Consider the following 22757-nt stretch of genomic DNA (forward strand, 5'->3'; position numbering starts at 1 on the left):
GCCATGCCCATCGACGCAGCCGGGGCACTCGGCGCCGCACCCCGGGTCCGGGAGATCGTCTGGGACCACAAGGACGTCCAGCTCTACCACCTCGGCATCGGCGCCGGCCGGCCCGCCACCGACCCGCACGAGCTGCGCTACACCCTGGAGTCCCGCCTGCACGTCCTGCCGAGCTTCGCGACGGTGGCCGGTGGCGGCGCCCCCGGCGTGATCGGCGCCCTGTCCGTGCCCGGCGTCGACGTCGACCTCGCCGACGTCCTGCACGGCGGGCAGCGGCTGCGCCTGCACCGGCCCGTCCCGGTGCGCGGCCGGGCGAGCGCGGCCTCACGCGTCGTCGCCGTGTACGACAAGGGCACGGCGGCCGTCCTCGTGCTGCGCACCGAGGTCACCGACGCGCACGGGCCGCTGTGGACCGACGAGGCCGAGGTCTACGTGCGCGGGGAGGGCGGCTGGGGCGGCGAGCGGGGACCCTCCGCACGCCCCTCGCCACCGCCCGCCGGGCCACCGGACCACGTGGCCGAACGGGCCCTGAGGGAGGACCAGGCGCTGCTCTACCGGCTCACCGGCGACTTCAACCCCCTGCACGCCGACCCGGAGTTCGCCGCGCGCGCCGGCTTCCGGCGGCCCGTCCTGCACGGGCTGTGCACCTACGGCGCCACGCTCAAGACCGTCGTGGACACGCTGCTGGACGGCGACGTGTCCCGGGTGCGCGCGTACCGGACGCGGTTCGCCGGGGTGGTGTACCCGGGGGAGACGCTGCGGGTGCGGATGTGGCGGCCCGCGGGGGCGGGTGGTGCCGGTGCCGGAGAGGTCCGCGTGAGCGTGAGCGCCGTCGAGCGCGACGACGCGCCCGTCCTAGCCGACACGGTCGTCCGGTACGGGTGAACGGCGACGGCCCCGTCCGCCGGATGCGACGAACGGGGCCGAGCCGCTTGCTTTTTCGAGAGTGCCGGTGCCTGTCCGTACCGGTCAGGCGGCCGTCCCGGACTGTTCGGCCGGCTTGCGGTGGCGGCCCCTGGGAGTCGCCACGCCCTCCTGGCTGGAGACCGGTCCACGGTGCTTGCCGTGGCCGGTGTCGGTCTCGGAAACGTCGGCACCGGCGGCCTGCATCGGCTGGGTCGTGCTGGCGTCGTTCATCGGAAGGAATTCACCCCGTCAACATGATCTTTCCTACAGCCGGGCGAGTCTAACCGGCACACTGCGGGCGGAATCCAGGCGGCGGCGCCAACCGGCACTACTTCGTTACAAGCCGTGCCAGCGGGGCCTGTTGCAGGGGCACGGGGCGGGACCGGGCGGATGTCGGAGCGGACGTCGGGGTGTCCGCCGCGCCGGGTTCGCCGGGTCCCCCCGGAGCCGATTCCTCCGTATCCGCCGCGCCCGCCGTACCCGCCGCGCCCCCGGCGCCCTTCGCCGCCCCGGTGTCTCCCACGCCCCCCGTCCGCCCGCCGTCCGGGTCGGGTGCGGCCAGCCGGGCCACGCCGCACGGCGACTGCGGAGTGGAGCAGGGCAGCCGCAGCTCGCCCTCCGGGGTCCACAGCCCGGCGCCGGTCAACCACCCCTCGGGCGCCGGAAGATGCCGCACGTGCCGCTCGGCGGGCCGCCACACTCCGACCCAGCTGCCGAACGCGCCGTCCACCCGCAGGGCCACCGCGCAGCGTTCCGGGGTCAGCACCTGCCCCGGCTGGACGGCGAACGGCGTCACGACGCAGTCCGGCAGCCGCAGGCACTCCGGGAAGCGCACCGGCAGGGTGCTGCCCAGCACGCCCCAGCCGAGCCGCTCCCGCCCCGGCGAGGGGGCGTCCGAGCGGATCAGTACCAGCCCGCTGTCGGGGTCGGCCAGCAGGAGCCGGTCGTCGCTGTCCGCGGCGATCTGCAACAGCGGCGACACCTCGCCCTCCCGCTCCAGGTCCACCACGACCGCCTTGGTGCGCCCGCCGGTCTCCCGGTCCACCGCCAGCATCCGGCCGGCGCGGTCCAGCCAGACCCCGCCCGAGCAACGGCCGGGGATCTCGGCCACCCGCTCGGGCCCGAAGGCGCCGCCCGCCACCTGCCACAGCACCGTCGACCGCGCACCGGCCGCGAGGGCGTACGCCCGCTCCCCGCCCGGGGCCGGCGGCAGCAGCCGCAGCCCGGTGCCGTCCGCCGGGCACTCGACCGCGCCGAGCGGCAGCTCGCCGGTACCCGGCCCGGTCGGGTACAGCAGCGCGAAGACGTGCCGTCCGGCCGCGACCCGGTGGACCAGGACCCGCCCGTCGCCCATCGGCTGCACCTCGGTGCAGGGCTCCTCGGGCTGGTTGCCCGGCAGCGGCACCGCGTACGGCTCCGGGCCGTCCAGGGTCCAGCGCTCCGGGTACCAGGAGTCGCCGCCCTCCCCGCTCCGGGCCAGACGCGCGGCGTAGGCACCCTCCGCGGTGATGCTGCACTCCGCCCGGGGAGCCCCGCTGTTCCCGGGGTCCGCGGAAGGCTCGATCACACAGGCCGTCATCGTTCGGTCACCTCCGGTGACGAAGCTAGTTTTCGTACGCACGGGCGGGGGACCGGCAGCCGTCCCCCTCACACAAACGTGTGTCACAGGAACGATTCGCCTGAGGGAAGGGCACGGTGTGTGCTGTACCGCGGCGGACGGCGGCGACGGCCGCGAGGGCTGCGGGCGGGCGGGTGCATCGGCGGGTACAACGGCGGGTACAACGGCGGGTACAACGGCGCAGAACCTCCAGGTAGCCTTGCACGCGTGCCCCGTCTGTCAGAAGTCATCGCCGCGCTGGACGACCTGTGGCCCGCCGAGCGGGCCGAGTCCTGGGACGCGGTCGGCACCGTCGTGGGCGAGCCCGACCAGGAGGTCTCCCGCGTCCTGTTCGCCGTGGACCCCGTCCAGGAGATCGCCGACGAGGCGGTGAAGCTGGGCGCCGACCTGCTCGTCACCCACCACCCGCTCTATCTGCGCGGGACGACCACGGTCGCGGCGTCCACCTCCAAGGGCCGCGTGGTGCACACGCTCATCAGGAACGACATCGCCCTGCACGTCGCCCACACCAACGCCGACACCGCCGACCCGGGCGTCTCCGACGCGCTGGCCGGCGCCCTCGACCTGAACGTCGTACGGCCCCTGGTGCCGGACCCGGCCGACCCCGGCGGGCGCCGCGGCCTGGGCAGGGTGTGCGAGCTGCCGCACCCCCTGACGGTCCGCGAGCTGGCCGCCCGCGCCGCCGAGCGGCTGCCCGCCACGGCACAGGGCATCCGCGTCGCCGGCGACCCGGAGGCGATCGTGCGCACCGTCGCCGTCAGCGGCGGCTCCGGCGACAGCCTCTTCGCACACGTGCGGGCGGCCGGAGTCGACGCCTTCCTCACCGCGGACCTGCGGCACCACCCCGTGTCCGAGTTCTCCGCGGACCGTGCCCGCAGTCCCCTCGCGCTGCTCGACGCGGCGCACTGGGCCACCGAGTGGCCCTGGTGCGAGCTGGGCGCGGCCCAGCTCGACGAGATCTCCGACCGCAACGGCTGGGACCTCCGGGTCCACGTCTCGAAGACGGTCACCGACCCCTGGACCGCCCACGTGGCGTCCGCCCCGACCTCTAACGCAATGGGAGCCCCCAACTGAAAGCCGCGCCCGCCGACCAGATCCGACTCCTCGACGTCCAGGGCCTCGACACGCGTCTCCAGCAGCTCGCGCACAAGCGCCGGTCCCTGCCCGAGCACGCCGAGATCGAGTCGCTGACCAAGGACCACACCCAGCTGCGCGACCTGCTCGTGGCCGCGCAGACCGAGGAGAGCGACTGCGCCCGCGAGCAGACCAAGGCCGAGCAGGACGTGGACCAGGTGCGCCAGCGCGCCGGCCGCGACCAGCAGCGCCTGGACTCCGGCGCCGTCACCTCCCCGAAGGACCTGGAGAACCTCCAGCGCGAGATCGCCTCCCTCGCCAAGCGCCAGGGCGACCTCGAGGACGTCGTCCTGGAGGTGATGGAGCGCCGCGAGTCCGCGCAGGAGCGGGTCACCGAGCTGACCGAGCGGGTCGGTGCGGTGCAGGGCAGGATCGACGACGCCACCGCGCGCCGGGACTCGGCCGTCGAGGAGCTGGACGGCGAGGTGGCCTCGGTGACCAAGGAGCGCGAGGTCATCGCGGGCTCCGTCCCCGAGGACCTGCTGAAGCTCTACGACAAGCTGCGCGAGCAGCAGGGCGGCGTCGGCGCGGCCAAGCTGTACCAGCGCAGCTGCCAGGGGTGCCGTCAGGAACTGGCCATCACCGAGCTGAGCGAGATCCGCTCCACGGCGCCCGACACGGTCGTACGCTGCGAGAACTGCCGCCGCATCCTGGTGCGCACGGCGGACTCCGGGCTGTAGGCGGCCGGTCGGTGGCTGAGCGGTGGGAGACGCGGTGACCGGCTCCGCGCGGGAGTTCGTGGTCGAGGCCGACGGCGGGTCCCGGGGCAACCCGGGACCCGCGGGCTACGGCGCGGTGGTGCGGGACGCGGCGACGGGTCAGACCCTGGTGGAGGCCGCCGAGTACCTCGGGGTCGTCACCAACAACGTGGCCGAGTACCGGGGGCTGCTGGCCGGACTGCGCGCGGCGGGGGAACTGGACCCGGACGCCACCGTTCACGTCCGCATGGACTCCAAGCTCGTCGTCGAGCAGATGTCGGGCCGCTGGAAGATCAAGCACCCGGACATGAAGCCCCTGGCGGCCGAGGCGGCCCGCGTCTTCCCGCCGGGGCGCGTGACGTACGAGTGGATCCCCCGCGCCGACAACAAGCACGCCGACCGCCTGGCCAACGAGGCGATGGACGCGGGGGCGCGCGGCGAACCGTGGTCGCCGTCCACGTCGACGGCGGAACCGGACGCGGGCGGCGCCGCCGGTCGTCGGGCCCGGGGCAGCCGTACCGGGGACCGGTCGGCCGCCGCGTCCGCGGGCGCCGCGGAGGGCGCCGGCGGGAGCGCGGTGGCGGCCGGGCTGGACCCGCGTGGTGCCGCCGGTCGTGCGGGCGGGGACCGTCGGAGCGGGGACGGGCCGACCGTGGCACCCGTCGGCACCGGAGGCGGTGCTGAGGGGGAGGCCATGGGCGGGCGGCACGCGCGAGCGGCCCGGACCGGCACTGCCGACCCCGGCGCCGCCGATGCCCGTGCTGACGCACCGGCTGCCGATGCCCGTGCTGACGCACCGGCCGCCGATGCCCGTGCTGACGCACCGGCTGCCGCCGACGACGACGTGCGCGCCGCGAAGGCCGTGGCCTCGCCCGGCTGGGGACCCCCCGACATGGGCGCCCCCGCCACCTTCGTCCTCCTGCGGCACGGGGAAACGCCCCTCACCCCGCAGAAGCGGTTCTCCGGGAGCGGCGGCAGCGATTCGTCCCTGTCGGCCATCGGCCGCGAGCAGGCCGAGAAGGTCGCCGAGAGCCTCGCCCGGCGCGGCACGATCGAGGCGGTCGTCGCCTCGCCCCTGGCCCGCACCCGCGAGACCGCCGGCATCGTCGCCGCCCGCCTGGGCCTGGAGGTGACGGTCGAGGAGGGGCTGCGCGAGACCGACTTCGGCGCGTGGGAGGGGCTCACCTTCGGCGAGGTGCGCGACCGCTACCCCGCCGACCTGGACGCCTGGCTGGCCTCCCCGGACGCGGAACCGACCGGCGGCGGCGAGAGCTTCGCGGCCACCGGCACCCGGATCGCCGCCACCCGCGACCGGCTCGTCGCGGCGTACGCGGGCCGCACGGTGCTGCTGGTCTCCCACGTCACGCCGATCAAGACGTTCCTGCGACTCGCCCTGGGCGCCCCGCCCGAGTCGCTGTTCCGGATGGAGCTGTCGGCGGCCTCGCTGTCGGCGGTGGCGTACTACGCGGACGGCGGCGCGAGCGTCCGCCTGTTCAACGAGACGTCCCACCTGCGCTGAGCGCCGCCGCCGCGCGGGCCAGCGCCTCGACGCGCCCCCAGTCCCGCCCCGCCACCGCGTCCTTGGGCAGCATCCAACTGCCCCCGACGCAGCCGACGTTGGGCAGCGCCAGATACTCCGGCGCCGAGTCCGGCCCGATGCCGCCGGTCGGGCAGAAGCGGGCCTGCGGCAGCGGCGCGGCGAGCGCCTTGAGATAGGCGGTGCCGCCCGCGGCCTCGGCCGGGAAGAACTTCATCTCCCGCACCCCGCGCTCCAGCAGCGCCACCACCTCCGACGTGGTCGACACCCCCGGCAGGAACGGCACCCCGGACGCCCGCATCGCCTCCAGCAGCGCGTCCGTCCACCCCGGGCTGACCAGGAACCGCGCCCCGGCCGCCACGACCTGTGCGACCTGCTCCGCCGTGATGACCGTGCCCGCGCCGACCACCGCGTCCGGCACCTCACCGGCGATGGCCCGGATCGCGTCGAGGGCGACCGGCGTCCGCAGCGTCACCTCGATCGCGGGCAGCCCCCCGGCGACGAGCGCCCTGGCGAGCGGCACGGCGTCGGCGAGGTCGTCGACGACCACGACGGGCACGACGGGCGCGAGATCCAGCACCGAGGCGGCGGGGGAGGAGGGCAGCGGAGAACTCATGCCCTCATCGTGCCGCCGAAACGCACTCTCTGCAATCATCGTTGCAAGCAGTGCAATGGTTTTAATGGCTGCAACGGCCGCAACGGCTGCAACGGCCGCAACGGCCGCAGCGGCTGCAATGGCCGGGAGGCCGGCGGCGGGAAGGGGTCAGTGGACCTCGTCCACGAGCACGTCCAGCGACCACGGCCGCCCGGCCTTCGCGGGTGCCTCCGCCTCCACCGCGTAGCCCAGGTCCCGCAGGGCCTCCACCAGCTCCGCCGGTCCCGCGGGCGCGGTCCCGGACGCCAGCAGACTCCGTACGATCCGCCCCTTGGTCGCCTTGTTGAAGTGGCTGACCACCTTCCGGGTCGGCGCGTGCAGCACCCGCACGGTCGCCGTCCGCGAGGCGACCTCGCCCTTCGGCTTCCACGCCGCCGCGTACGCCGCCGAACGCAGGTCCAGCACCAGCCCGTTCCCGGCCGCCTCCGGCAGCACCTCGGCCATCGGCGCCCGCCAGTGCGCGCCCAGTGCCCCGAGGCCGGGCAGCCTCACGCCCATCGAGCACCGGTAGGAGGGGATCCGGTCGGTCACCCGCACGGCACCCCACAACCCCGAGAACACCAGCAGCGACCTGGCCGCCCGCCGCTTGGCGGCGGCGTCCAGCGAGGCCAGGTCCAGGGCGTCGTACAGCACACCGGTGTAGATCTCCCCGGCCGGACGCGCGCCCGCCGTCAGCAACTCCACGTTTTTGGCGACCTCGCCGCGCAGCCCCACGCTCAGTCCGAGCACCTCGCGCGCCTTCTCCTCGTCCCCGGCGCACAGCTCCACCAGCTCGCCGAGGACGGCCTCCCGGGCGGCGGTGAGCCCCGGCAGGGACAGCGACCCGGTCTTCAGCGGGGTGCCCCGGCCGGACGCGGCCTTCCCCTCGGACGGCGGCAGCAGGACAAGCACACGTACTCCTTCACTCGTGAGCCCCAGGCTCCCGATCAGGGTACGGCCTACCCCTCCCGTGCCTTCGTGCCCGCTCGTTCCCGTCGTGCCTGCTCGACGGTGACGGAGGTCCGGGACCCGACGGCGAGCTCCGGCCGGCAGGGGCGCGGACGGGTGGCTCAGGCGAGGGCGAGGAAGAGCTTCTCCAGCTTCCTGGTGTCGATGCTGTCGCGTCCCCCCTCGGCCAGGCACTGCTCCAGACCGGTGGCGACCAGGGCGTAACCGCCGCGGCTGATGGCCTTGTTGACCGCGGCCAGTTGAGTCAGGGCCTCCTCGCACTCCGAGCCCTCTTCGAGCATGCGGATCACGGACGCCAGGTGCCCGTTGGCCCGCTTGAGGCGGGTGATCGTGGCTTTGATCTCGTCAGGCTCCAGCCGCATCGCGGGCCTCCGTGTCGTCGTCGGTCAGCTCGGCCATCATGCCGGTGAGGCGCTCACGGGCCTCTGCCGCCACCGCCTCGAGGGCGGGTGCGTCGCTGAGAGACCTCATGACGTCGGGATCCAGCACCTCGACCCGGGTCCGCGCCTCGCCCTCGGACGCCACGACGACGTTGCACGGCAGCAGCGCGGCGACCCTGGGGTCGGCCTCCAGGGCCTGGTGGGCGAGGTGCGGTCGACAGGCGCCCAGGATCACCTGCGGCGGCATCCGCACGCCCAGCTTGGTGTGAAGGGTGGCCTGAAGGTCGATTTCGGTGAGGACGCCGAACCCGGCGTCGCCCAGCAGTTCCCGCACGCGGGCGACGGTGGCGGCGTACGGCGCCGCGACCGTCGCGCTCATGGTGAAGTCGGTCATCTTCGTCCTTTCTGCCAGTCGAACCGTCGGTGGCGCCTCCATCGTACATCCCCCCGGGGGGATATGTTAGGTTCCTTGGGACATCCCCCCTGGGGGATAAGTGAGAGGAGGCGTCCGATGGCGCAGGCGACGTACGAGAACGGGCCGGTTGCGCCCCCGTCGGCAGAGGCGGCGCGGGAGGTGCGGGAGGTGCGCCCCGGCCCGCTGGGGCGGCTGGGCATCTGGGTCGCCGACCGCGGCCGACTGGTGACGGTGGCGTGGATGGTGCTCGTCATCGGCCTGGGGATCTTCGCGCCGTCGGTGGAGAAGAGCCTGTCCGGTGCGGGCTGGCAGGCGGACGGTTCGCAGTCGGTCGCGGCGCGCCGGCTTGCGCAGGAGCATTTCGCCGGCAACGCCAGCCACGCGATCCAGGTCGTCGTACGCAGTGACGACGGACCGGTCACCCAGGGCGCGGGCCGCGGTGTGCTGGCCGACGTCACCCGGATACTCAAGGACGAGCCGCGCCTGGCCGAGGTGGTCGCGCCCACGCCGGGGGCGACCCTGTCCCAGGACGGCCGCACCGCGGTGGTGCTCGCCGGGGCCGGTGTCGACACCAACGAGATGGTCAGGGTCGCCACCGACCTCAAGGGCGAGCTGGAGGGCCTGTCCACCGACACGGTCCAGGTGAACCCGACCGGTTCCTCGCTGCTGTGGTCGGACTTCAACGAGGCCAACCTGAAAGCGATGATGACCTCGGAGCTGGTCTCCTGGCCGGTCACCCTCGCCATCCTCGTCCTCGCCTTCGGCGCCCTGGTCGCCGCCGGACTTCCGCTGATCCTCACCCTCGCCGGCCTGGTGGCCTCCGCGGGCTCCCTGGTACTGATCAACCACTTCGTGCCGGTGTCCATCTGGGCGATGAACTTCGCGATGATGTTCGCCCTCGCCCTCGGCATCGACTACGCCCTCTTCCTCGTCGTGCGCTACCGCGCCGCGCGGATGGGCGAAGGCCGCAGCGCACGCGAGGCGATCGCCTCGACCATGGACACCGCCGGCAAGGCCGTGCTGCTCTCCGGCGGCACGGTGCTGGTCTCGCTGTCCGCGGTGATGCTGGTGCCGTCGCCGTCCTTCAGGTCGATGGCGGGCGGCATCATGCTCTCGGTCCTCTTCGTGCTCGCCGCCACCCTCACGCTGCTGCCGCTGGTGCTGGTCAAGCTCGACCAGAAGATCAACCGGTTCGCGCTGCCCTGGGCCAGGACCAGCCAACACCGCTCGCCGCTGTTCGAGCGCTGGGGAGCGCATCTGTGGCGCCGCCCCGTCGCGTGGGGCGTGGGCGCCCTGGTGGTCCTGGTCGCGCTCGCCGCGCCGCTCGCCGGCCTGCGCACGGCGATGCCCTCGATCAAGGTGCTGCCCGACAGCGCCAGCGCGCGGATCGGATACGACCAGGTGCAGGAGGCCTTCGGCCCCGGTGCCCCCGGCGCGCTCCAGATCGTCGTCGACGAGAAGGACGGCACCGCCGCGGCCCGGGTACTGCGGGACGATCACGGCATCGCCGCCGTCATGCCCGCGGCCCCCGCGGCCGACGGCAGCCACTACCGGATGATCCAGGCCGTGCCCGCGGTCGATCCCTCGGACGCCCGCCTGCCGGACACGGTCGAACGGCTCCGTGCCGAGCTGCCCGCATCCGCGCTGGTCGGCGGCGCCGCGGTGGAGAACATCGACCTGAAGAACCAACTCGACGAGTCGACCCCGCTGGTGATCGGTGTCGTCCTGGTCCTGGGCTTCCTGCTCCTGCTCGTCGCCCTGCAAGCCCCCTTGATCTCGCTGCTCGGCACCCTCGCCAGCCTGCTGTCGACCGCCGCCGCCTTCGGAGTCGCCCGGCTGATCTTCCAGGACGGCCACGGCTCCGGCCTGTTCGGCTTCGAGCACCAGGGCTTCCTCGACGCCTGGGCACCGGTCTTCTTCTTCGCGATGATCTTCGCCATCGCGATGGACTACACCGTGTTCCTGCTCGCCTCCGCCAAGGAGCACTGGGAGAAGACGGGCGACGCCCGAGCGGCCATGGTCGGCGCCGTCGCCGACTCCGGCCGGGTCATCTTCGCCGCCGGCGGCGTCATGGTGGCGGTCTTCTTCACCTTCGCCCTGTCCGGACCGCTCCCGCCCAAGGAGATGGGCATCATCCTCGGCGTGGCCGTACTCCTCGACGCCTTCCTGATCCGGCTCGTACTGCTGCCGGTCATGCTCCGCCTCACCGGCCGCGCCGCCTGGGCCACCCCCGGATGGCTGCGACGCGTCCTGCCCACCATCACCTTCTCCCACGGCTGAAAGGAACCCCCGCCATGTGCCGTCCCGTCCGCTGCAAGACCTGCGACAAGACCACCTGGGCCGGCTGCGGCCAACACATCGCCGCCGTCAAGAACTCGGTACCCGCCGACCGCTGGTGCCCCGGCCACCCGCACGACACCAACACCGGCAAGAGCTGGCTGAGCCGACTCCTCGGCCGGTAGGCCGCGGCGTCGGGCGAGCCTAACCGGCTTCTGCCCGGCCGCCGCCGCCCCGCGTGGACTCGCCGCGCGCCGCTCGCGCCCACCGCCGATCCGCTTCGCGACCGGATCGGCAAGGCTGTTGAGCGGGGCGCCGCCCTGGATGCGCCGTCCGAGGGCGTCACCCCGGTGCCGGAGGTGGCGCCCCCGCCCCCGCCCCCTTCTCCTTCGACCTGACACCAGGGGCTTCCTCTGATCCCGTAGGGGCAGGGGGTGGTGGCGGTGGACGCACGCGGTGAGCAGGCACGCTGGACGAGGGCACGGCTGGGGGCGGCCGGTCCGCCCCTCGACCTCCTCACCGCCCTCCCCCACCCTCGGCTCCGCTCGCGCGGGAGGTGCCCCCACCGGCCGGCACGTCTACGCCCCGCACGCCAAACTCCTTCGGGCCTTCCGTCGTACGGCGACGGGGGATGCCGCCGTACGCCTGGCTCGCCCAGCACCGGGTGGCCAGGGCGCGCGGACTCCTGGAAGCGGGCCTGCGCCCCGCCGAGGTGTCGGCGCTGGTGGGCTTCGCCGACCAGGCACACCTCACGCGCTGGTTCCGGTGGGTGCTCGGTGTGACCCCGGCGGTGCACCGCAACAGCGTTCAGGACCGCACCCTCTGCCTCACCCTGGCCGGCCTCGGCCTCGTCCGCACCGCGATCGCCTTCGTGGCCTTCCTGGAACTGATCAAGGAGATCGGCCCGACCCGGGCCGGCGTCATCACCTACGTCACCCCGGCCGTCGCCGTCGCTGCGGGCGCCCCCTTCCCAAACGAGGACCTACCCTCGGCATCGGCGTCGCCTTCACCCTGATCCTGGCCGGCTCGGTCCTCGCAAGGGCCGCCGCCGGTCCGCGGCGGGAGGTCCGCCGGGTACGATGGTCGACACGGCAGACGAGCCGGGCGGGCGGCCGCGTGGAGTCCCTCACGGGACTTCCCGAGGAACGTCCGGGCTCCACAGGGCAGGGTGATGGCTAACGGCCACCCGGGGTGACCCGCGGGACAGTGCCACAGAAAGCAGACCGCCCGGGACCTCGGTCCCGGGTAAGGGTGAAACGGTGGTGTAAGAGACCACCAGTGCCCAGGGCGACCTGGGCAGCTAGGTAAACCCCACCCGGAGCAAGGTCAAGAGGGGGCACTCCGGTGCCCCTGCGCGGACGTTCGAGGGCTGCCCGCCCGAGTCCGCGGGTAGACCGCTGGAGGCCGGTGGCAACGCCGGCCCTAGATGGATGGCCGTCGCCGACGGGACCGCGAGGCCCCGTCGGAACAGAACCCGGCGTACAGCCCGACTCGTCTGCCGCCAAGGGCACCTGGCCAAGGAACGTACTGGTCAGAGGCCTTTTTTGCCAGGTCAGGAGCTTGATCGAACCCCGGTCCGTACCGGTTCAAGCCGGACCTCACGGTTTCGAACGTAGCCACCCACGCGGCCCCTGTGGGCACTCGCCCTGATCACTGGGCTGCGGTGATTCTCTGTGCACTGCTGCCCGGCTTGCCCGAATGCAAGGCACCTTCCATCAGCGGACGACTGCAATTTCTAGGGTAGGCCGTTTTACGCGGGGCGGGGGACAACGCCCTGCACGCACCGGGGCGTCAGGTAATCGGTGGGTCCGTAGACTTGGTTTTTCAGGACCTGGGAGTAGGCGTTGGGGAGTTGGTGGGGCAGTGAGACCTGGGGACGGTGAAAGCCGGTGGTGGAGCTGGCGCGCTACCATCCCTCTGAGTCTGGCTCGGTGTGGTGGCAGGCGGTTCGGGGGAGTGGATGACATTCGCACAACCAAGGCGGGCAGAGTTACTGTCTCCGGCACGATCGCCGCGGCTGGCGGTCCTCACCCCCGCCACAGGCTTGCTCAGTCTCCTGGATCGGGACCCCACCGGGGAGAGGTCCTACTCTCAGACCTGTCGTGACTGGCCCGAAGTCAAGTCGCATCTAGCGATCCTGCTCGCTCCTCCCGACCAGCAGAGCGATGAACCTGGCCACGAGGACAGGCAGCGGATCTGGGGACTGGGCATAGTCCGTCCCGCTCACGAGACCGACTTGGACCGAAAGGTCTTCGTCACTCATGCTCGAAGGTTGCGGAAGCCGGTTCCTGTCTCAGAGCTCTGGTCCGCCACTGGAGTGGGAGATGACTCACTCTCCGTATCGTTACCGGAAAGCGGCCCTGTCACGGTCGGCGCGGACGTCGTGTTCGCCGGTCTCCAGCGGATCTCCGCTGCCTTAGCAGAGGAAGTCCAGAGGCTGATGCCTCTGCTCGACGATGGCGAAGGCTCGACGGACCAGGAGCTTCGCTGGCGCGATGAGCGCGATGCGTTGCTGCTCTTCGCCAAGATTGCCGGGTTGACTGCGAAGGATTTCACACGGGCACACGGCTGGGACAGGACAGCCGCCGAGGAGAGCTACATCAGCGGGCTCAACGGGGTTGCGGTGCAGCCGACGTTCGACGACAAGCGCGAACGGGTAGCGGAGCGGCTCAGAGGTATCGGAGTCGCCGTCGTGAAGGCGTTCGCGAGCCGCGACAATCGCCGAAGTTATGACCTGGAAGCCACGTCGATCATCGATCCGCGGGTGGTCGGCGGCGCTGAGGGCTCCCTCGACGCCTTCTACTACCACTACGACACCGGAACGCTTGTCGTGTTGCGCTACTTGAGTCCCGGGCCGAACGGGATCTTCTCGCCCGCCGCTCGGCGCAGCCTGCACGAACTCCACAGCCGAGTCCACAGGCCGGAACAAGGTACACGGCACAGGACCGACGATTACAGCTTGCTGGAGGATCCCCTCTTTCTCCGCATTCATGACCAGGTGCCTTTCACCTCTGCCCTGCACCGGACGAGTTCCGGCGCGATATACCCCTACGGCCAGTTCGCGGCGGCGATCCCGGTCGCGGCGGAGACCGGTCTCCCCGGTCCTTCCGCGGATGTGCTCACCCGCCACCTGGTACCGACCGACTTTGCAAGCTTGGTCCGCGACGGTTGGTTCGGCGCTCGTGGCGTGCCCTTGGAGGCCGCCTCGGACTGGGTGAAGGCCTCTGTCGAAGCGGTCGGCGCCGTGTTGGTGGTTGTCGACTTCAACGGGCGGGCGCGTGGCAACGGTTCAGGGCTCGGCATAGGGTCTTAGGCCATCACAAGACACAATCAGTGGGAGAGCGGCTATCCATGGTCACCTCGGGGGCGGACACACCTCGCCAGGTCACGCAGGTGCGCGAGCAGCTGCATGAGACGTTTGACGGGGTCATAGACGTCAGCGACATCGCCCACTTTCGAGGCGACAGCTACGAACAGCGTTTTCTCTCCCGCGCCCTTGCAGCCCTCGCGGTACGACGCGTGGCCAAGTGCAGCGTGGCCGAGGCGGCTCGGTTCGTCACGGACGGCATTGCGGACCAGGGAATGGACGCCATTGCTCCCCTGCCAGACAGCGGACGGGCTCTGCTCGTCCAGGCAAAGTGGAGCGACAAGGGCTCGGCGACCTTCGACGTGGGCGCCGCCAAGGCGATGGTGGACGGTCTGAACCGCATCGAGAACGAGTTGTACGACCAGTTCAACCAGCGTGCCGGCGCGCTCGCCCTGCAGGCCAGGCCGTTCATCGTCAACGAGAGAACCACTCTGGTCGTCGCTCTGATGGGCACCGTGGAGCCATCTCCACCCGCACGCGAGGTTCTCGACAATGCTCTCGACGAGTTCAACAAACATGGCGCCCGCATGAGCGTCGAGGTGCTGTACGCCGCAGACTTCCATGATCAGATCCATGCGGATCTTCGGCCGGAGCCCATCTGCTTGGACGTACGCCTTGACGACTGGTATCAGCAACAGGGACCACTGAAGGCCTATCAGGGGACGGTCTCCGCCGAGAGCGTCGCCGAGTGGTACGAGACGTACGGTACCGGTCTGTTCGAGCAGAATCTCCGGGCCCCGCTCGGACCCACCGTCACCAATGCGGAGATCGGTCTGACCCTTACCTCCGATCCGACCAGATTCTGGCACCTGAACAACGGCATCACCATGATCTGCGACTCGCTCACGGCGAGGAACGACAGTGCCAGGGCACCGCAGAGCAAGCCGACCACTCTCACCGTGACGGGGGCGAGCATCGTCAACGGCGCGCAGACGGTACGGGCTGTCGCCAGGGCCATGCACGAGGACGGTGAGGCCGCGGCCAACGCCACTGTGAGCATTAAGGTCATCAACACGCAGAATGACCGGGAATTCGGTGTCCAGGTCTCGCAGGCGGCAAACCGGCAAAACGCTATCGAGCAGCGCGATCACATCGCGCTGGAACCGGTGCACCAGGCAATCAAGGCCAACCTGCGCGCCGAACTGCGCAAGCAGTACGTGATCAAGCGGGGCGAGCCGGTTGCCGCGCCCGAGACCGGTTGTTCACTGGACGAACTCGCTCTCGCACTCGCGTGCCTGTACCCGGATGCGGAACAGGCCGCCCGGGCCGCCAGTTCGACGGAGAACCTCTGGGAGCAGGGCCCCAAGGGCAGCCACACCCTGTTGTTCAAACGCGAACCCTCGCCGCAGAAGGTGTGGCGCTCCGTGCTCACGCTGCGCGCGGCACGGAGCGCGGTCTACGAACTGGGCAGTGGTCAGAACAGCCGCGAGGCCGCGACCACCGAGCATGGTGGCTTTCTCGTCACCCACCTGCTCTTTCAGCATCTCGGCGCCACGAGTATCGATGACCCCGACTTCGACTGGGACAGCGAGGTCCTGGAGAAGATTCCCGCCCTCGTGCCGGATTTGGTACGACGGCTGACGCACGAAATCGTGACTCGTTACGGGCCGCGTCCCCAGATCAGGACCGCCTTCCAGACCGCGGGGACGTGCCGGGAGCTCGCGAAGCATGTCCTCGGCGACCTGGCCGATGGCGTCGCCGTTCCCGCACCTCCCGTGAAGGAGCGCAAGCCGCGTCGTCCTAACACCGTGCCGCTCTTGGTCGACCGCCGTGTCATCAAGGACGGAGCGCCTCTCCGGTACGTGGCTCTAAACGAGCCCGAGCGCGACGCCATGGAGGAGTGGCTTGTCCAGGACGAGCGGCGGCGCCAGGCGACCTGGGTCAATCACCGGACCAAATCGATCCTGTGGGCGTACGACGAGAAGCAGTACTCGCCGTCCGGGCTGGTGTCGAAGATGTGGGCGGACGCCGACTGGGGCGACCGCCCGGTTGCCAATCAGGGAACGGCTCGCTGGTTCCAGTCGGACGGACTGAGCCTGTGGGATCTGGCTCAGCGCATCCACAGCGAAGAGGACGAGGCCGAGGACGAGGCCTGACGGCGTGTACACCGCATCGGCAGGACGTCAGTAGGGGCGCGGTCCCTCGGAGTCGCGCAGCCGGGCGAGGAGATCGGCGATCTCGCGGGTCTCCTCGTCGTCCTCGCCGAGGAGGACGCACATGTCCTCGTGGAGGGAGTCGTGGACGCCTTCGGCCTCGGTGCGGCGGCCCTCGGAGAAGAGGAGGAGGCCGATATTGCGGCGCAGGCCGAGAGCGGTCTCGGAGGCGTCTCCTGCCGCGTCGGACACTACTTCCAGGACCTCCTGGAACTCCTGCAGGGCGGCGGTGGCCTGGCCGAGGTTGGCCCGACAGTGGGCGGCGTGCCGACGGCACTCCAGCGCGCTTTCGCTGGACGCTCCCGAGGTACGGGCGTAGACGGTGGCCAGCGCGTCGAACTCCGGCAAGGTACGCCGGAAGTCCTCGCCGACCATGAGGACCGCCGCGCGCTGCCGCCGCAGACCGAGCACACGGGGGTTGTGCGCGCCGAGAGCGGTGGCCGCCGTGGCGATCACCGCCTTGAGGGCGTCCGCGGCCTGGGCGAAGCGTCCGCTTTCGGCGAGGTCCGCGGACCTGGCGTAGGCGTCCCGGATCGAGTCCCGGAGCGCGGTGTCGACGCGCGCCGGGACCGGCACCGGAGCCGTCGGCTCGGGTGAGAGAGCGGGCGTCGTGGTCCGCCGCAAGGGTGCGTTCGGCTGCCGGTAGACCACCGTCGGGTCGGGAACCTTGGAAGGGGAGCCGCCGTGGGTGGGGGCCACGGGTTCGGCTGCCGATCCCGGTTGCGGCAGGTGCGGTGACAGACGCTCGTACACCGCGTACGCGTCGGCGGGACGCTGCTCGGGCACCTTGGCCAGCAGGTCGAGGGTCAGCACCTCCAGGTCCTCCGGCACCTCGGACCGCAAGGTGCGCAACGGCTTCGGCGGCACGTCCATGTGCTGGTGCAGGAGCTGGAAGTGAGTTTCGTGATCCGCAGGTTGGACCCCGCCCAGATCCGCGACCTGGTTGCCCATACGCCTGGCGGTGGACGGACCGATATCACCCTCGTGCCCGGCGGCACTCCGGTCTGGAGCCTGGGTGTCCAGGAGCACGCGCAGATCGTCCGTCGGCTGGGTGGCCGGCTGGACGGGATGCGGCTCACGATCGGACAGGACAACCGTACGAAGATCTCCAGCGTCGAGGGCGGTACCGGGCTGCGGATGCGGCTCGGCGTCGACGCCGCGGACCTGGTCGCGGACATCCGGGCCATCGCCGGTGTTCTCCGGGACGAGACCCCGAGCCCGGCACTGGAATTCGTCGAGCACAGCGTCCCGGTCAAGGACGACGACCTCGCCACGCGGCTTGAGGAGCGGCTCGACGACATGCTCGGTGAGCAGCCGGATGGACGGGTTCGCTCGCGAGGTGGCCATGGCCCGGTCCGGTGGGGGCTGACGGAAGGCTTCCGGCCTTCGAAGGTCACTTTCGCGATCCTGCTGAAGAACGGAACCGACCTCACCGCCGACACGCTCTCCCCGTTTTCGCAGGTCACCCTCGTACAGACGACCAAGCTCCTTGAGGCGTGGGGCGTCGCGGTCGAGGTCACCGGGATCCAGGCCGAGACGGCGACTCCGGGCCGGGCGGGCATCCGTCACCTGGCCGCGTAGTGGGCCCGTCTGACACGTCCATGGGTAACTAAGATCACCCGCACGAGTCACTCATCCCCTGGGGGATCACCTCGTGTCAATGCTCCTGCCGAGGCTCCGCTCGAGTTGATGGGCTCGCGGTCTACGTGGCCACCGTCGGGTTCGCTGCAGTATGCGAAGGTGGCCGAAACCGAAGTCGAGCAGCAGACAACGGCTGACGGGTCCGAAGCGCAACTCCGCGACAACCAGACAGAGGAGACCGTGCAGGGCGTTCTCGGCGCGCCGCCTTTCTGGGAACCGGCGCACTCCATTTCGGCCTGACACGTGCCAGACAATAGGCGCCGCGCCTGCCGGTCGGGACACAGAGGTGTCACCCCGTGTTGGTGATGAGCTCGTCGAGTACCTGCTCCAACAGGCTGTTGTCACCGAGGAAGCTCTTCACCGAGGCGTCCTCGTTGCGCTCGGGGTCCATGCCTGACCAGTTCAGGTCATATCCCGCATCGGTGCTGAGCTGGGCCAGGAACGCCCGCTGGGCGCGGCCGTTGCCCTCACGGAACGGGTGGAGGACGTTCATGTCGCCGTACAGCTGGGCCAGTCGGACGACGATTTCCTGCCGGGGGAGATCCCGCAGATGACCGGAGGAGGCGAGACGGCCGAAGACCTCTCCGGCGTAGGACACCAGGTTTCTCGCCGGGCAGAACGGTGTGCGCTTGGCGATGTTTACGGTGCGTAACTCGCCTGCCCACGGATAGATGTCGCCGAAGATTGCAGCATGGAACGCCTGGAGATGGCCGAGGTCGTACGCGCCGGGCAGGGGGCGTTCGGCGAGCATGATAAGGCGCGCCCGGGTGATGTCCGCCTCCGCTGCATCGAGCAGCTGATGGTCGGTGATGCCGAGCTTGTTGCGCAGCACGCCGTTGGGCATGGCGTAAGGATCGTTCACCCTGCCCGCCGCTCCGAAGTCTGTCCGTGGCGGGCCACCGCGCGGGCGACAAGGGTGTCCGCGTCGAGGTCGCCCTTTACGTACGCCTCGGTGTCGCGGTCGGATGCCTCGGAGGCATGGAGCCCCTCGGCCTCGATGGAGCCGGTAGCTGAGGCGACGGCCGCCCGCCGTGCGGCTCGGCCGGTTAGTGCCTCGAAGGCCTCGACGGACAGAAGGACTCCCTGAGGCTTGCGGTGGGCGCCGATCAGGACCGGGTCGGCATCCGCGCCGGACTCCGATAGGTCGGTCAGGATCCGCGACAGTCTGGCGCGGGCGTCGCTGACGGTCACGACCTCGGGGATCTCCATACTGTCACCGTACCCCTATAGAGTCTTGATTTTGTACAAATTCTAGTACGGATTCTGATGGGATGTCGCCATACCCGCCCGCCGTCCCGGCGTGCCTCCGCATTCGGTGAACAAGGTGCCGCAGACCTTCCGCCCCAGAGCTCGTACGACGTACGCGCCGGCCGTAACACGGTCCTGGAGTACGGAGCCTTCGGTCAGCATCTGCAGGTGTGCGCGGCCATGGGCGACATCGACGGCTGCGCCCGGGTCCTCGACGAAGCCCAGAAGGTGCACTCCCTCGACGGCCACTCCCGCAACGGCCGCTGGTTCCGCTTCGACGGTTCCCGCCTCGCCGAGGAACGGAGGCTTGCTATCTCCAGCTCGGCCGTCCCGACCTCGCGGAAGACGCCCTCACCGTAGCCCTCGCCCAACCGCTGTCCCTGCCGCGTCGCGCAGCCGTATTAAGCGATCTTGCCGTCCTCGGGGCCCATCGGGGTGACGTAGATCAGGTCGTGCAGTACGCGGAGACGGTGCTTGTTCTGGCCGGCCGGCTGAACTCGGCATTCATCGGCAAGAAGCTGGACGGACGACCTGGCAGCAGGAGACGGACTCGGCCATCTTCGAGTGCATTGAGCAGACCGTCTGAACTCCGAAAACGACGAAGCCTCCGTCCGGACCGCTCCGGCGCGGGGGCGCCTTCTTACGTAGCCATCGAGGTAGCCACGGAAGCGCCCACCCTGAACGTTTGCGCAGGTCATCGCGTTGCGATGATTCTCCCCGGCGTACAGCCCGACTCGTCTGCCGCCCCCCCCGGGCAGGGGCAGGGGTGGCGCCCAGCCGGTTCAGTCCTTGCGGCCCGTCGCGGCGACGGTGATGCCCAGGCCGATCATCGTCAGCCCGCCGAGCCCGCCGACCAGGGAGAGCCGCCGGGGTGAGCGGGCGAACCAGTCCCGTCCGGTCGCCGCGGCCAGGCCCCACACGCTGTCGCAGGCCACCGCGATGAGGTTGAAGACCGCGCCCAGCAACAGCATCTGGACCGCCACGTGCCCCTGGGCGCGGTCCACGAACTGGGGGAGCACGGCGGCGAAGAACACCATCGTCTTGGGGTTGGCCACGCCGACCGCGAACCCCTCCCACAGGGTGCGCAGACCGCCTCCGCGCGCGCTCCCGTCCGCGGTGACCGCGGTGACCGCGGACTGCGACGAGCCGCGCTTCCGCCAGGCCCGTACGCCCAGGTGCACCAGGTAGGCCGCGCCGACGAGCTTCAGCGCCGTGAAGACGAGGACCGAGCGCTCCACGACCGACCCGACGCCGAGCGCCACCGCCACGACGAGCACACAGGCGCCCGCCGTGTTCCCCACGACCGTGGTCAGCGCCGCCCGGCGCCCCTGGGCCAGCGCCCGTCCGATCACGAACAGCACGCTGGGCCCGGGGATCACGATCAGCAGGAACGACATCGCCGCGAAGGCGAGCAAGCGCTCGGAGGACACCATGGCCTCATCGAAGCACGGCCGGGTGCCGGGCTTCAGCCCTTTTCCGTGGGCCTCGCGCCACCCGGCCCCGCCCTCATCCGAACCCCGCCCTCACCCGAACCCCGCCCTCACCCGAACCCCGGCATCACCCGCTCCGCGATCAGCCGCAGCTGCGTGTCCACGTCCGCCGCGCCCTCCAGGTCCCGGCCCGTGAAGGTCTTCACCAGGGTGCGGTCGGTGATGGCGCAGATCATGTGGTTGACGCCGCTGGGCGCGATGTCCCGTTCGATCTTCTCCCGGCACTCCTCGGGCGTGCCCGCGACCGAGAGGCGGTCGGCGATCTCCGGCGGCGTGAGTTCGATACCGCGGGCCAGGTCGCCGGCGGCGATCGCGTCGATGACCGGCTTCAGGTCGGCCGGGTCGACGCCGTTGCGGCGCAGTTGCTCCTCCGGCATCGAGGAGGCGTAGATGCCGACCATGCTGCGCGCCGCCTCCTTGGCGAGAGCCGAGTCGGGGCCGGTGGCGAAGACCACCCAGGCACCGATGTCCAGCGCGCGCCAGTCCTTGCCGGCCCGTTCCGCGCCCGCCCTGATGTGCCGCACCGCGTAGTCGTAGGCCTCGCGGGTGTAGCTCAGGGCGTGGTGGCAGCCGTCCGACAACTCCCCGGCCGCTTCGAAGGACCTGGGTCCGCGCATCGCGCCGAGCTTCAGCGGCAGCCGGTCCTGGACGGGCCGGGCGAAGGTGAACAGGCCGTCGTAGGAGAAGAACTCGCCCTCGTAGGTGAGGGCGCCCTCGTCGAGGAAGGTGCGCATCACGTGCAGGGCTTCCTTGACCCGGGTCAGCGGCCTGGTGCGGGCCCAGTCGATGCGGTACTGGGCCAGGAGACCGAAGTTGCCGCTGGACAGGACGCCTTCGGCGCGGCCGCCGGAGAGTTCGTCGAGGGTGGCGAGGGCCTGGGCGATCAGCGTCGGCTCGCGCAGCGTCACGGGGGAGACGCTCGGGCCGAGCCGGATGCGGCTGGTGCGGCCGGCCGCGGCGGCGAAGAGGAGCCAGAGGTCCTTGTGCCAGGTCTCGTCGGCGGCGTAACAGGCGTGGAAGCCGAGTTCGTCGGCGAGGCGGATGGACTCCAGGGACTCGGCGAGCGGGTAGTCGGGGAGCATCGCGTAGCTGAACTTCACGAGCGCCAACCTCCGGTGTGGGGAACGGTGCTCTGCCCCTACCGAGGATGTGAGGCCGCGCTGCGGCTGTCCAGAGAGGGGGGCTTCGAAATTTTCGGGGCCCTTCGTCATCCTTTCCGGGGGTGGGGGGTGGTGGTCGTACGGAAGGACCCTCTCACCAGGGGTGGATGGGGGCTGGTCTGCAACTTCCGTTCTTCGAGGGTGTCTTGCGGCGGGCCGAAGGTTTCGAAACATCTACCGAAACTGTTGACGCTTGATGAGTGCAGGTCAACACTGACGCCGTTGTCCGTACCCGCAGGAGAGGAACACCCCCCATGAACCTGCTCGTCCAACCCAGGCGTCGCAGACGCGGTCCCGTCACCCTGCTCATCAGGAGCGCCTGGGCCGTCGCCCTCGCCGCGCTCGCGGCGCTGATGCTGCCGGGCACCGCGCAGGCGGACACGGTCGTCACGACCAACCAGGAGGGCACCAACAACGGCTACTACTACTCGTTCTGGACCGACAGCCAGGGCACCGTCTCCATGAACATGGGCTCCGGCGGTCAGTACAGCACCTCGTGGCGCAACACCGGCAACTTCGTCGCGGGCAAGGGCTGGAGCAACGGCGGGCGCAGGACCGTGCAGTACTCGGGCAGCTTCAACCCGTCCGGCAACGCGTACCTGGCGCTCTACGGGTGGACGTCGAACCCGCTCGTCGAGTACTACATCGTCGACAACTGGGGCACCTACCGGCCCACGGGCGAGTTCAAGGGCACCGTCACCACCGACGGCGGTACGTACGACATCTACAAGACGACGCGGTACAACGCCCCCTCCGTCGAGGGCACCCGCACCTTCGACCAGTACTGGAGCGTCCGGCAGTCGAAGCGGACCGGCGGCACCATCACCACCGGCAACCACTTCGACGCGTGGTCGCGCGCCGGGATGCCGCTCGGCAACTTCAGCTACTACATGATCATGGCCACCGAGGGCTACCAGAGCAGCGGCAGCTCCAACATCAACGTCGGGGGCACCAGCGGCGGTGGCGGCGACAACGGTGGCGGCGGTGGCGGCGGGTGCACCGCGACGCTGTCCGCCGGGCAGAAGTGGGACGACCGGTACAACCTCAACGTCTCCGTCAGCGGTGCCGGCAGCTGGACGGTGACGATGAACGTGCCGTCCCCGGCGAAGGTCCTGTCGACCTGGAACGTC

The 22757-nt window shown here is 70.9% G+C and carries 24 protein-coding genes, 1 other RNA gene and 1 pseudogene; 15 read left to right on the forward strand and 11 right to left on the reverse strand.

Annotated elements, in window-relative coordinates; genetic code table 11:
- Positions 1–3: 3 nt before the first annotated feature.
- Positions 4–885 (forward strand): MaoC/PaaZ C-terminal domain-containing protein, encoded by an 882-nt coding sequence (locus IE94_RS0110590; RefSeq protein WP_030181554.1) that lies wholly within the window; start codon positions 4–6, stop codon positions 883–885.
- 84 nt (positions 886–969) lie between these two features.
- Here the strand turns inward: IE94_RS0110590 and IE94_RS39065 are convergent, their stop codons facing one another.
- A complete protein-coding gene (locus tag IE94_RS39065) occupies positions 970–1137 on the reverse strand; it encodes a hypothetical protein (protein WP_037922237.1) in 168 nt (55 codons plus the stop codon).
- Positions 1138–1234: 97 nt separating this feature from the next.
- Positions 1235–2485 carry a hypothetical protein gene (locus tag IE94_RS0110600; protein WP_030181555.1) on the reverse strand — a complete coding sequence of 417 codons (1251 nt, stop codon included), beginning with the start codon at positions 2483–2485 and terminating at the stop codon, positions 1235–1237.
- Positions 2486–2731: 246 nt separating this feature from the next.
- On the opposite strand from IE94_RS0110600, the gene IE94_RS0110605 reads away from it, so the two are divergent.
- The 3 genes from IE94_RS0110605 to IE94_RS0110615 are packed head-to-tail and all read left to right on the forward strand — an operon-like array spanning position 2732 to position 5875.
- The gene (locus IE94_RS0110605) at positions 2732–3598 is read left to right on the forward strand and encodes a Nif3-like dinuclear metal center hexameric protein (protein WP_030181558.1); all 867 of its coding nucleotides are present in this window, start codon (positions 2732–2734) and stop codon (positions 3596–3598) included.
- On the forward strand, positions 3595–4338 hold the full coding sequence (locus IE94_RS0110610) for a CT398-like coiled coil hairpin domain-containing protein (protein ID WP_063829709.1): 744 nt from the start codon (positions 3595–3597) through the stop codon (positions 4336–4338). Before IE94_RS0110605 ends, IE94_RS0110610 begins: the two co-directional genes overlap by 4 nt.
- A gap of 34 nt (positions 4339–4372) precedes the next feature.
- Entirely contained in the window at positions 4373–5875 is a 1503-nt protein-coding gene (locus tag IE94_RS0110615; RefSeq protein WP_030181561.1) for a bifunctional RNase H/acid phosphatase, read from the forward strand.
- On the opposite strand, the gene eda is transcribed toward IE94_RS0110615, so the two are convergent.
- From eda to IE94_RS0110635, 4 genes are all read right to left on the reverse strand, one after another.
- Complete coding sequence (gene eda, locus IE94_RS0110620; protein WP_030181563.1) at positions 5850–6509, reverse strand: bifunctional 4-hydroxy-2-oxoglutarate aldolase/2-dehydro-3-deoxy-phosphogluconate aldolase; 660 nt, start codon at positions 6507–6509, stop codon at positions 5850–5852. The two genes, IE94_RS0110615 and eda, sit on opposite strands and share 26 nt — an antisense overlap.
- Positions 6510–6656: 147 nt before the next feature.
- Positions 6657–7439: a peroxide stress protein YaaA gene (gene yaaA / locus IE94_RS0110625; protein WP_030181564.1), complete on the reverse strand. Its 783-nt coding sequence runs from the start codon at positions 7437–7439 to the stop codon at positions 6657–6659.
- A gap of 158 nt (positions 7440–7597) precedes the next feature.
- Entirely contained in the window at positions 7598–7858 is a 261-nt protein-coding gene (locus IE94_RS0110630; RefSeq protein WP_030181565.1) for a metal-sensitive transcriptional regulator, read from the reverse strand.
- A complete protein-coding gene (locus IE94_RS0110635) occupies positions 7842–8270 on the reverse strand; it encodes a DUF302 domain-containing protein (protein ID WP_030181570.1) in 429 nt (142 codons plus the stop codon). The genes IE94_RS0110630 and IE94_RS0110635 overlap by 17 nt, the downstream gene beginning before the upstream one ends.
- A 117-nt stretch (positions 8271–8387) precedes the next feature.
- Between IE94_RS0110635 and IE94_RS0110640 the strand changes: the two genes are divergently transcribed.
- The 7 genes and pseudogenes from IE94_RS0110640 (at position 8388) to IE94_RS0110665 (ending at position 16031) form a co-directional block, all read left to right on the forward strand.
- Entirely contained in the window at positions 8388–10571 is a 2184-nt protein-coding gene (locus tag IE94_RS0110640) for an MMPL family transporter (protein WP_030181571.1), read from the forward strand.
- A gap of 14 nt (positions 10572–10585) precedes the next feature.
- A complete protein-coding gene (locus IE94_RS40325) occupies positions 10586–10753 on the forward strand; it encodes a hypothetical protein (protein ID WP_167343950.1) in 168 nt (55 codons plus the stop codon).
- 443 nt (positions 10754–11196) lie between these two features.
- A pseudogene (locus IE94_RS40580) lies at positions 11197–11382 on the forward strand (helix-turn-helix domain-containing protein); the annotation flags it as partial.
- Positions 11383–11439: 57 nt separating this feature from the next.
- Positions 11440–11583, forward strand: a complete 144-nt coding sequence (locus IE94_RS41715) for a hypothetical protein (RefSeq protein ID WP_342450752.1) — start codon at positions 11440–11442, stop codon at positions 11581–11583.
- Between the two features lie 81 nt (positions 11584–11664).
- An RNA gene (rnpB, locus tag IE94_RS37140) (RNase P RNA component class A) lies at positions 11665–12066 on the forward strand.
- Between the two features lie 942 nt (positions 12067–13008).
- Positions 13009–13881, forward strand: a complete 873-nt coding sequence (locus IE94_RS0110660) for a hypothetical protein (RefSeq protein ID WP_157849335.1) — start codon at positions 13009–13011, stop codon at positions 13879–13881.
- An 80-nt stretch (positions 13882–13961) separates the two neighbouring features.
- Positions 13962–16031: an AIPR family protein gene (locus IE94_RS0110665; protein ID WP_157849336.1), complete on the forward strand. Its 2070-nt coding sequence runs from the start codon at positions 13962–13964 to the stop codon at positions 16029–16031.
- A 27-nt stretch (positions 16032–16058) separates the two neighbouring features.
- Here IE94_RS0110665 and IE94_RS0110670 read toward each other — a convergent pair whose 3' ends face one another.
- Positions 16059–16961, reverse strand: coding sequence for a serine/threonine-protein kinase (locus IE94_RS0110670; protein WP_078606449.1), 903 nt, complete (start codon positions 16959–16961; stop codon positions 16059–16061).
- 6 nt (positions 16962–16967) lie between these two features.
- Between IE94_RS0110670 and IE94_RS0110675 the strand changes: the two genes are divergently transcribed.
- Together IE94_RS0110675 and IE94_RS39875 are read left to right on the forward strand one after the other, a co-directional pair.
- Positions 16968–17669 (forward strand): DUF6119 family protein, encoded by a 702-nt coding sequence (locus IE94_RS0110675; protein WP_245235215.1) that lies wholly within the window; start codon positions 16968–16970, stop codon positions 17667–17669.
- A 159-nt stretch (positions 17670–17828) separates the two neighbouring features.
- Entirely contained in the window at positions 17829–17969 is a 141-nt protein-coding gene (locus tag IE94_RS39875) for a hypothetical protein (RefSeq protein WP_157849337.1), read from the forward strand.
- Between the two features lie 49 nt (positions 17970–18018).
- Here the strand turns inward: IE94_RS39875 and IE94_RS0110680 are convergent, their stop codons facing one another.
- Together IE94_RS0110680 and IE94_RS0110685 are read right to left on the reverse strand one after the other, a co-directional pair.
- On the reverse strand, positions 18019–18573 hold the full coding sequence (locus IE94_RS0110680; protein WP_063829710.1) for a Fic/DOC family protein: 555 nt from the start codon (positions 18571–18573) through the stop codon (positions 18019–18021).
- Between the two features lie 14 nt (positions 18574–18587).
- Positions 18588–18938, reverse strand: coding sequence for an antitoxin VbhA family protein (locus IE94_RS0110685; RefSeq protein WP_030181584.1), 351 nt, complete (start codon positions 18936–18938; stop codon positions 18588–18590).
- Between the two features lie 219 nt (positions 18939–19157).
- On the opposite strand from IE94_RS0110685, the gene IE94_RS40965 reads away from it, so the two are divergent.
- Positions 19158–19337, forward strand: coding sequence for a hypothetical protein (locus IE94_RS40965; protein WP_245235216.1), 180 nt, complete (start codon positions 19158–19160; stop codon positions 19335–19337).
- Positions 19338–19759: 422 nt separating this feature from the next.
- On the opposite strand, the gene IE94_RS0110695 is transcribed toward IE94_RS40965, so the two are convergent.
- Positions 19760–20410: a LysE family translocator gene (locus IE94_RS0110695; RefSeq protein ID WP_030181585.1), complete on the reverse strand. Its 651-nt coding sequence runs from the start codon at positions 20408–20410 to the stop codon at positions 19760–19762.
- A gap of 107 nt (positions 20411–20517) precedes the next feature.
- On the reverse strand, positions 20518–21567 hold the full coding sequence (locus IE94_RS0110700) for an LLM class flavin-dependent oxidoreductase (RefSeq protein ID WP_030181586.1): 1050 nt from the start codon (positions 21565–21567) through the stop codon (positions 20518–20520).
- A 314-nt stretch (positions 21568–21881) separates the two neighbouring features.
- Here IE94_RS0110700 and IE94_RS35380 point away from each other — a divergent pair.
- On the forward strand, positions 21882–22757 hold an 876-nt coding region (locus tag IE94_RS35380), incomplete at its 3' end, for a glycoside hydrolase family 11 protein (protein ID WP_030181588.1).

Origin of the sequence: Streptomyces violaceorubidus (genome assembly GCF_000717995.1) — a bacterium.
GTDB lineage: Bacteria > Actinomycetota > Actinomycetes > Streptomycetales > Streptomycetaceae > Streptomyces > Streptomyces violaceorubidus.

What these genes read in the sequence shown, in the direction of transcription:
- IE94_RS0110590 (WP_030181554.1), top strand. Translation starts at nt 4, where the DNA reads ATGCCCATCGACGCAGCCGGGGCACTCGGCGCCGCACCCCGGGTCCGG.
- IE94_RS39065 (WP_037922237.1), bottom strand. Translation starts at nt 1,137, where the DNA reads ATGAACGACGCCAGCACGACCCAGCCGATGCAGGCCGCCGGTGCCGAC.
- IE94_RS0110600 (WP_030181555.1), bottom strand. Translation starts at nt 2,485, where the DNA reads ATGACGGCCTGTGTGATCGAGCCTTCCGCGGACCCCGGGAACAGCGGG.
- eda (WP_030181563.1), bottom strand. Translation starts at nt 6,509, where the DNA reads ATGAGTTCTCCGCTGCCCTCCTCCCCCGCCGCCTCGGTGCTGGATCTC.
- IE94_RS0110630 (WP_030181565.1), bottom strand. Translation starts at nt 7,858, where the DNA reads ATGCGGCTGGAGCCTGACGAGATCAAAGCCACGATCACCCGCCTCAAG.
- IE94_RS0110635 (WP_030181570.1), bottom strand. Translation starts at nt 8,270, where the DNA reads ATGACCGACTTCACCATGAGCGCGACGGTCGCGGCGCCGTACGCCGCC.
- IE94_RS0110640 (WP_030181571.1), top strand. Translation starts at nt 8,388, where the DNA reads ATGGCGCAGGCGACGTACGAGAACGGGCCGGTTGCGCCCCCGTCGGCA.
- IE94_RS40325 (WP_167343950.1), top strand. Translation starts at nt 10,586, where the DNA reads ATGTGCCGTCCCGTCCGCTGCAAGACCTGCGACAAGACCACCTGGGCC.
- IE94_RS0110660 (WP_157849335.1), top strand. Translation starts at nt 13,009, where the DNA reads ATGCCTCTGCTCGACGATGGCGAAGGCTCGACGGACCAGGAGCTTCGC.
- IE94_RS0110670 (WP_078606449.1), bottom strand. Translation starts at nt 16,961, where the DNA reads ATGGACGTGCCGCCGAAGCCGTTGCGCACCTTGCGGTCCGAGGTGCCG.
- IE94_RS0110680 (WP_063829710.1), bottom strand. Translation starts at nt 18,573, where the DNA reads ATGCCCAACGGCGTGCTGCGCAACAAGCTCGGCATCACCGACCATCAG.
- IE94_RS0110685 (WP_030181584.1), bottom strand. Translation starts at nt 18,938, where the DNA reads ATGGAGATCCCCGAGGTCGTGACCGTCAGCGACGCCCGCGCCAGACTG.
- IE94_RS40965 (WP_245235216.1), top strand. Translation starts at nt 19,158, where the DNA reads ATGGGCGACATCGACGGCTGCGCCCGGGTCCTCGACGAAGCCCAGAAG.
- IE94_RS0110695 (WP_030181585.1), bottom strand. Translation starts at nt 20,410, where the DNA reads ATGGTGTCCTCCGAGCGCTTGCTCGCCTTCGCGGCGATGTCGTTCCTG.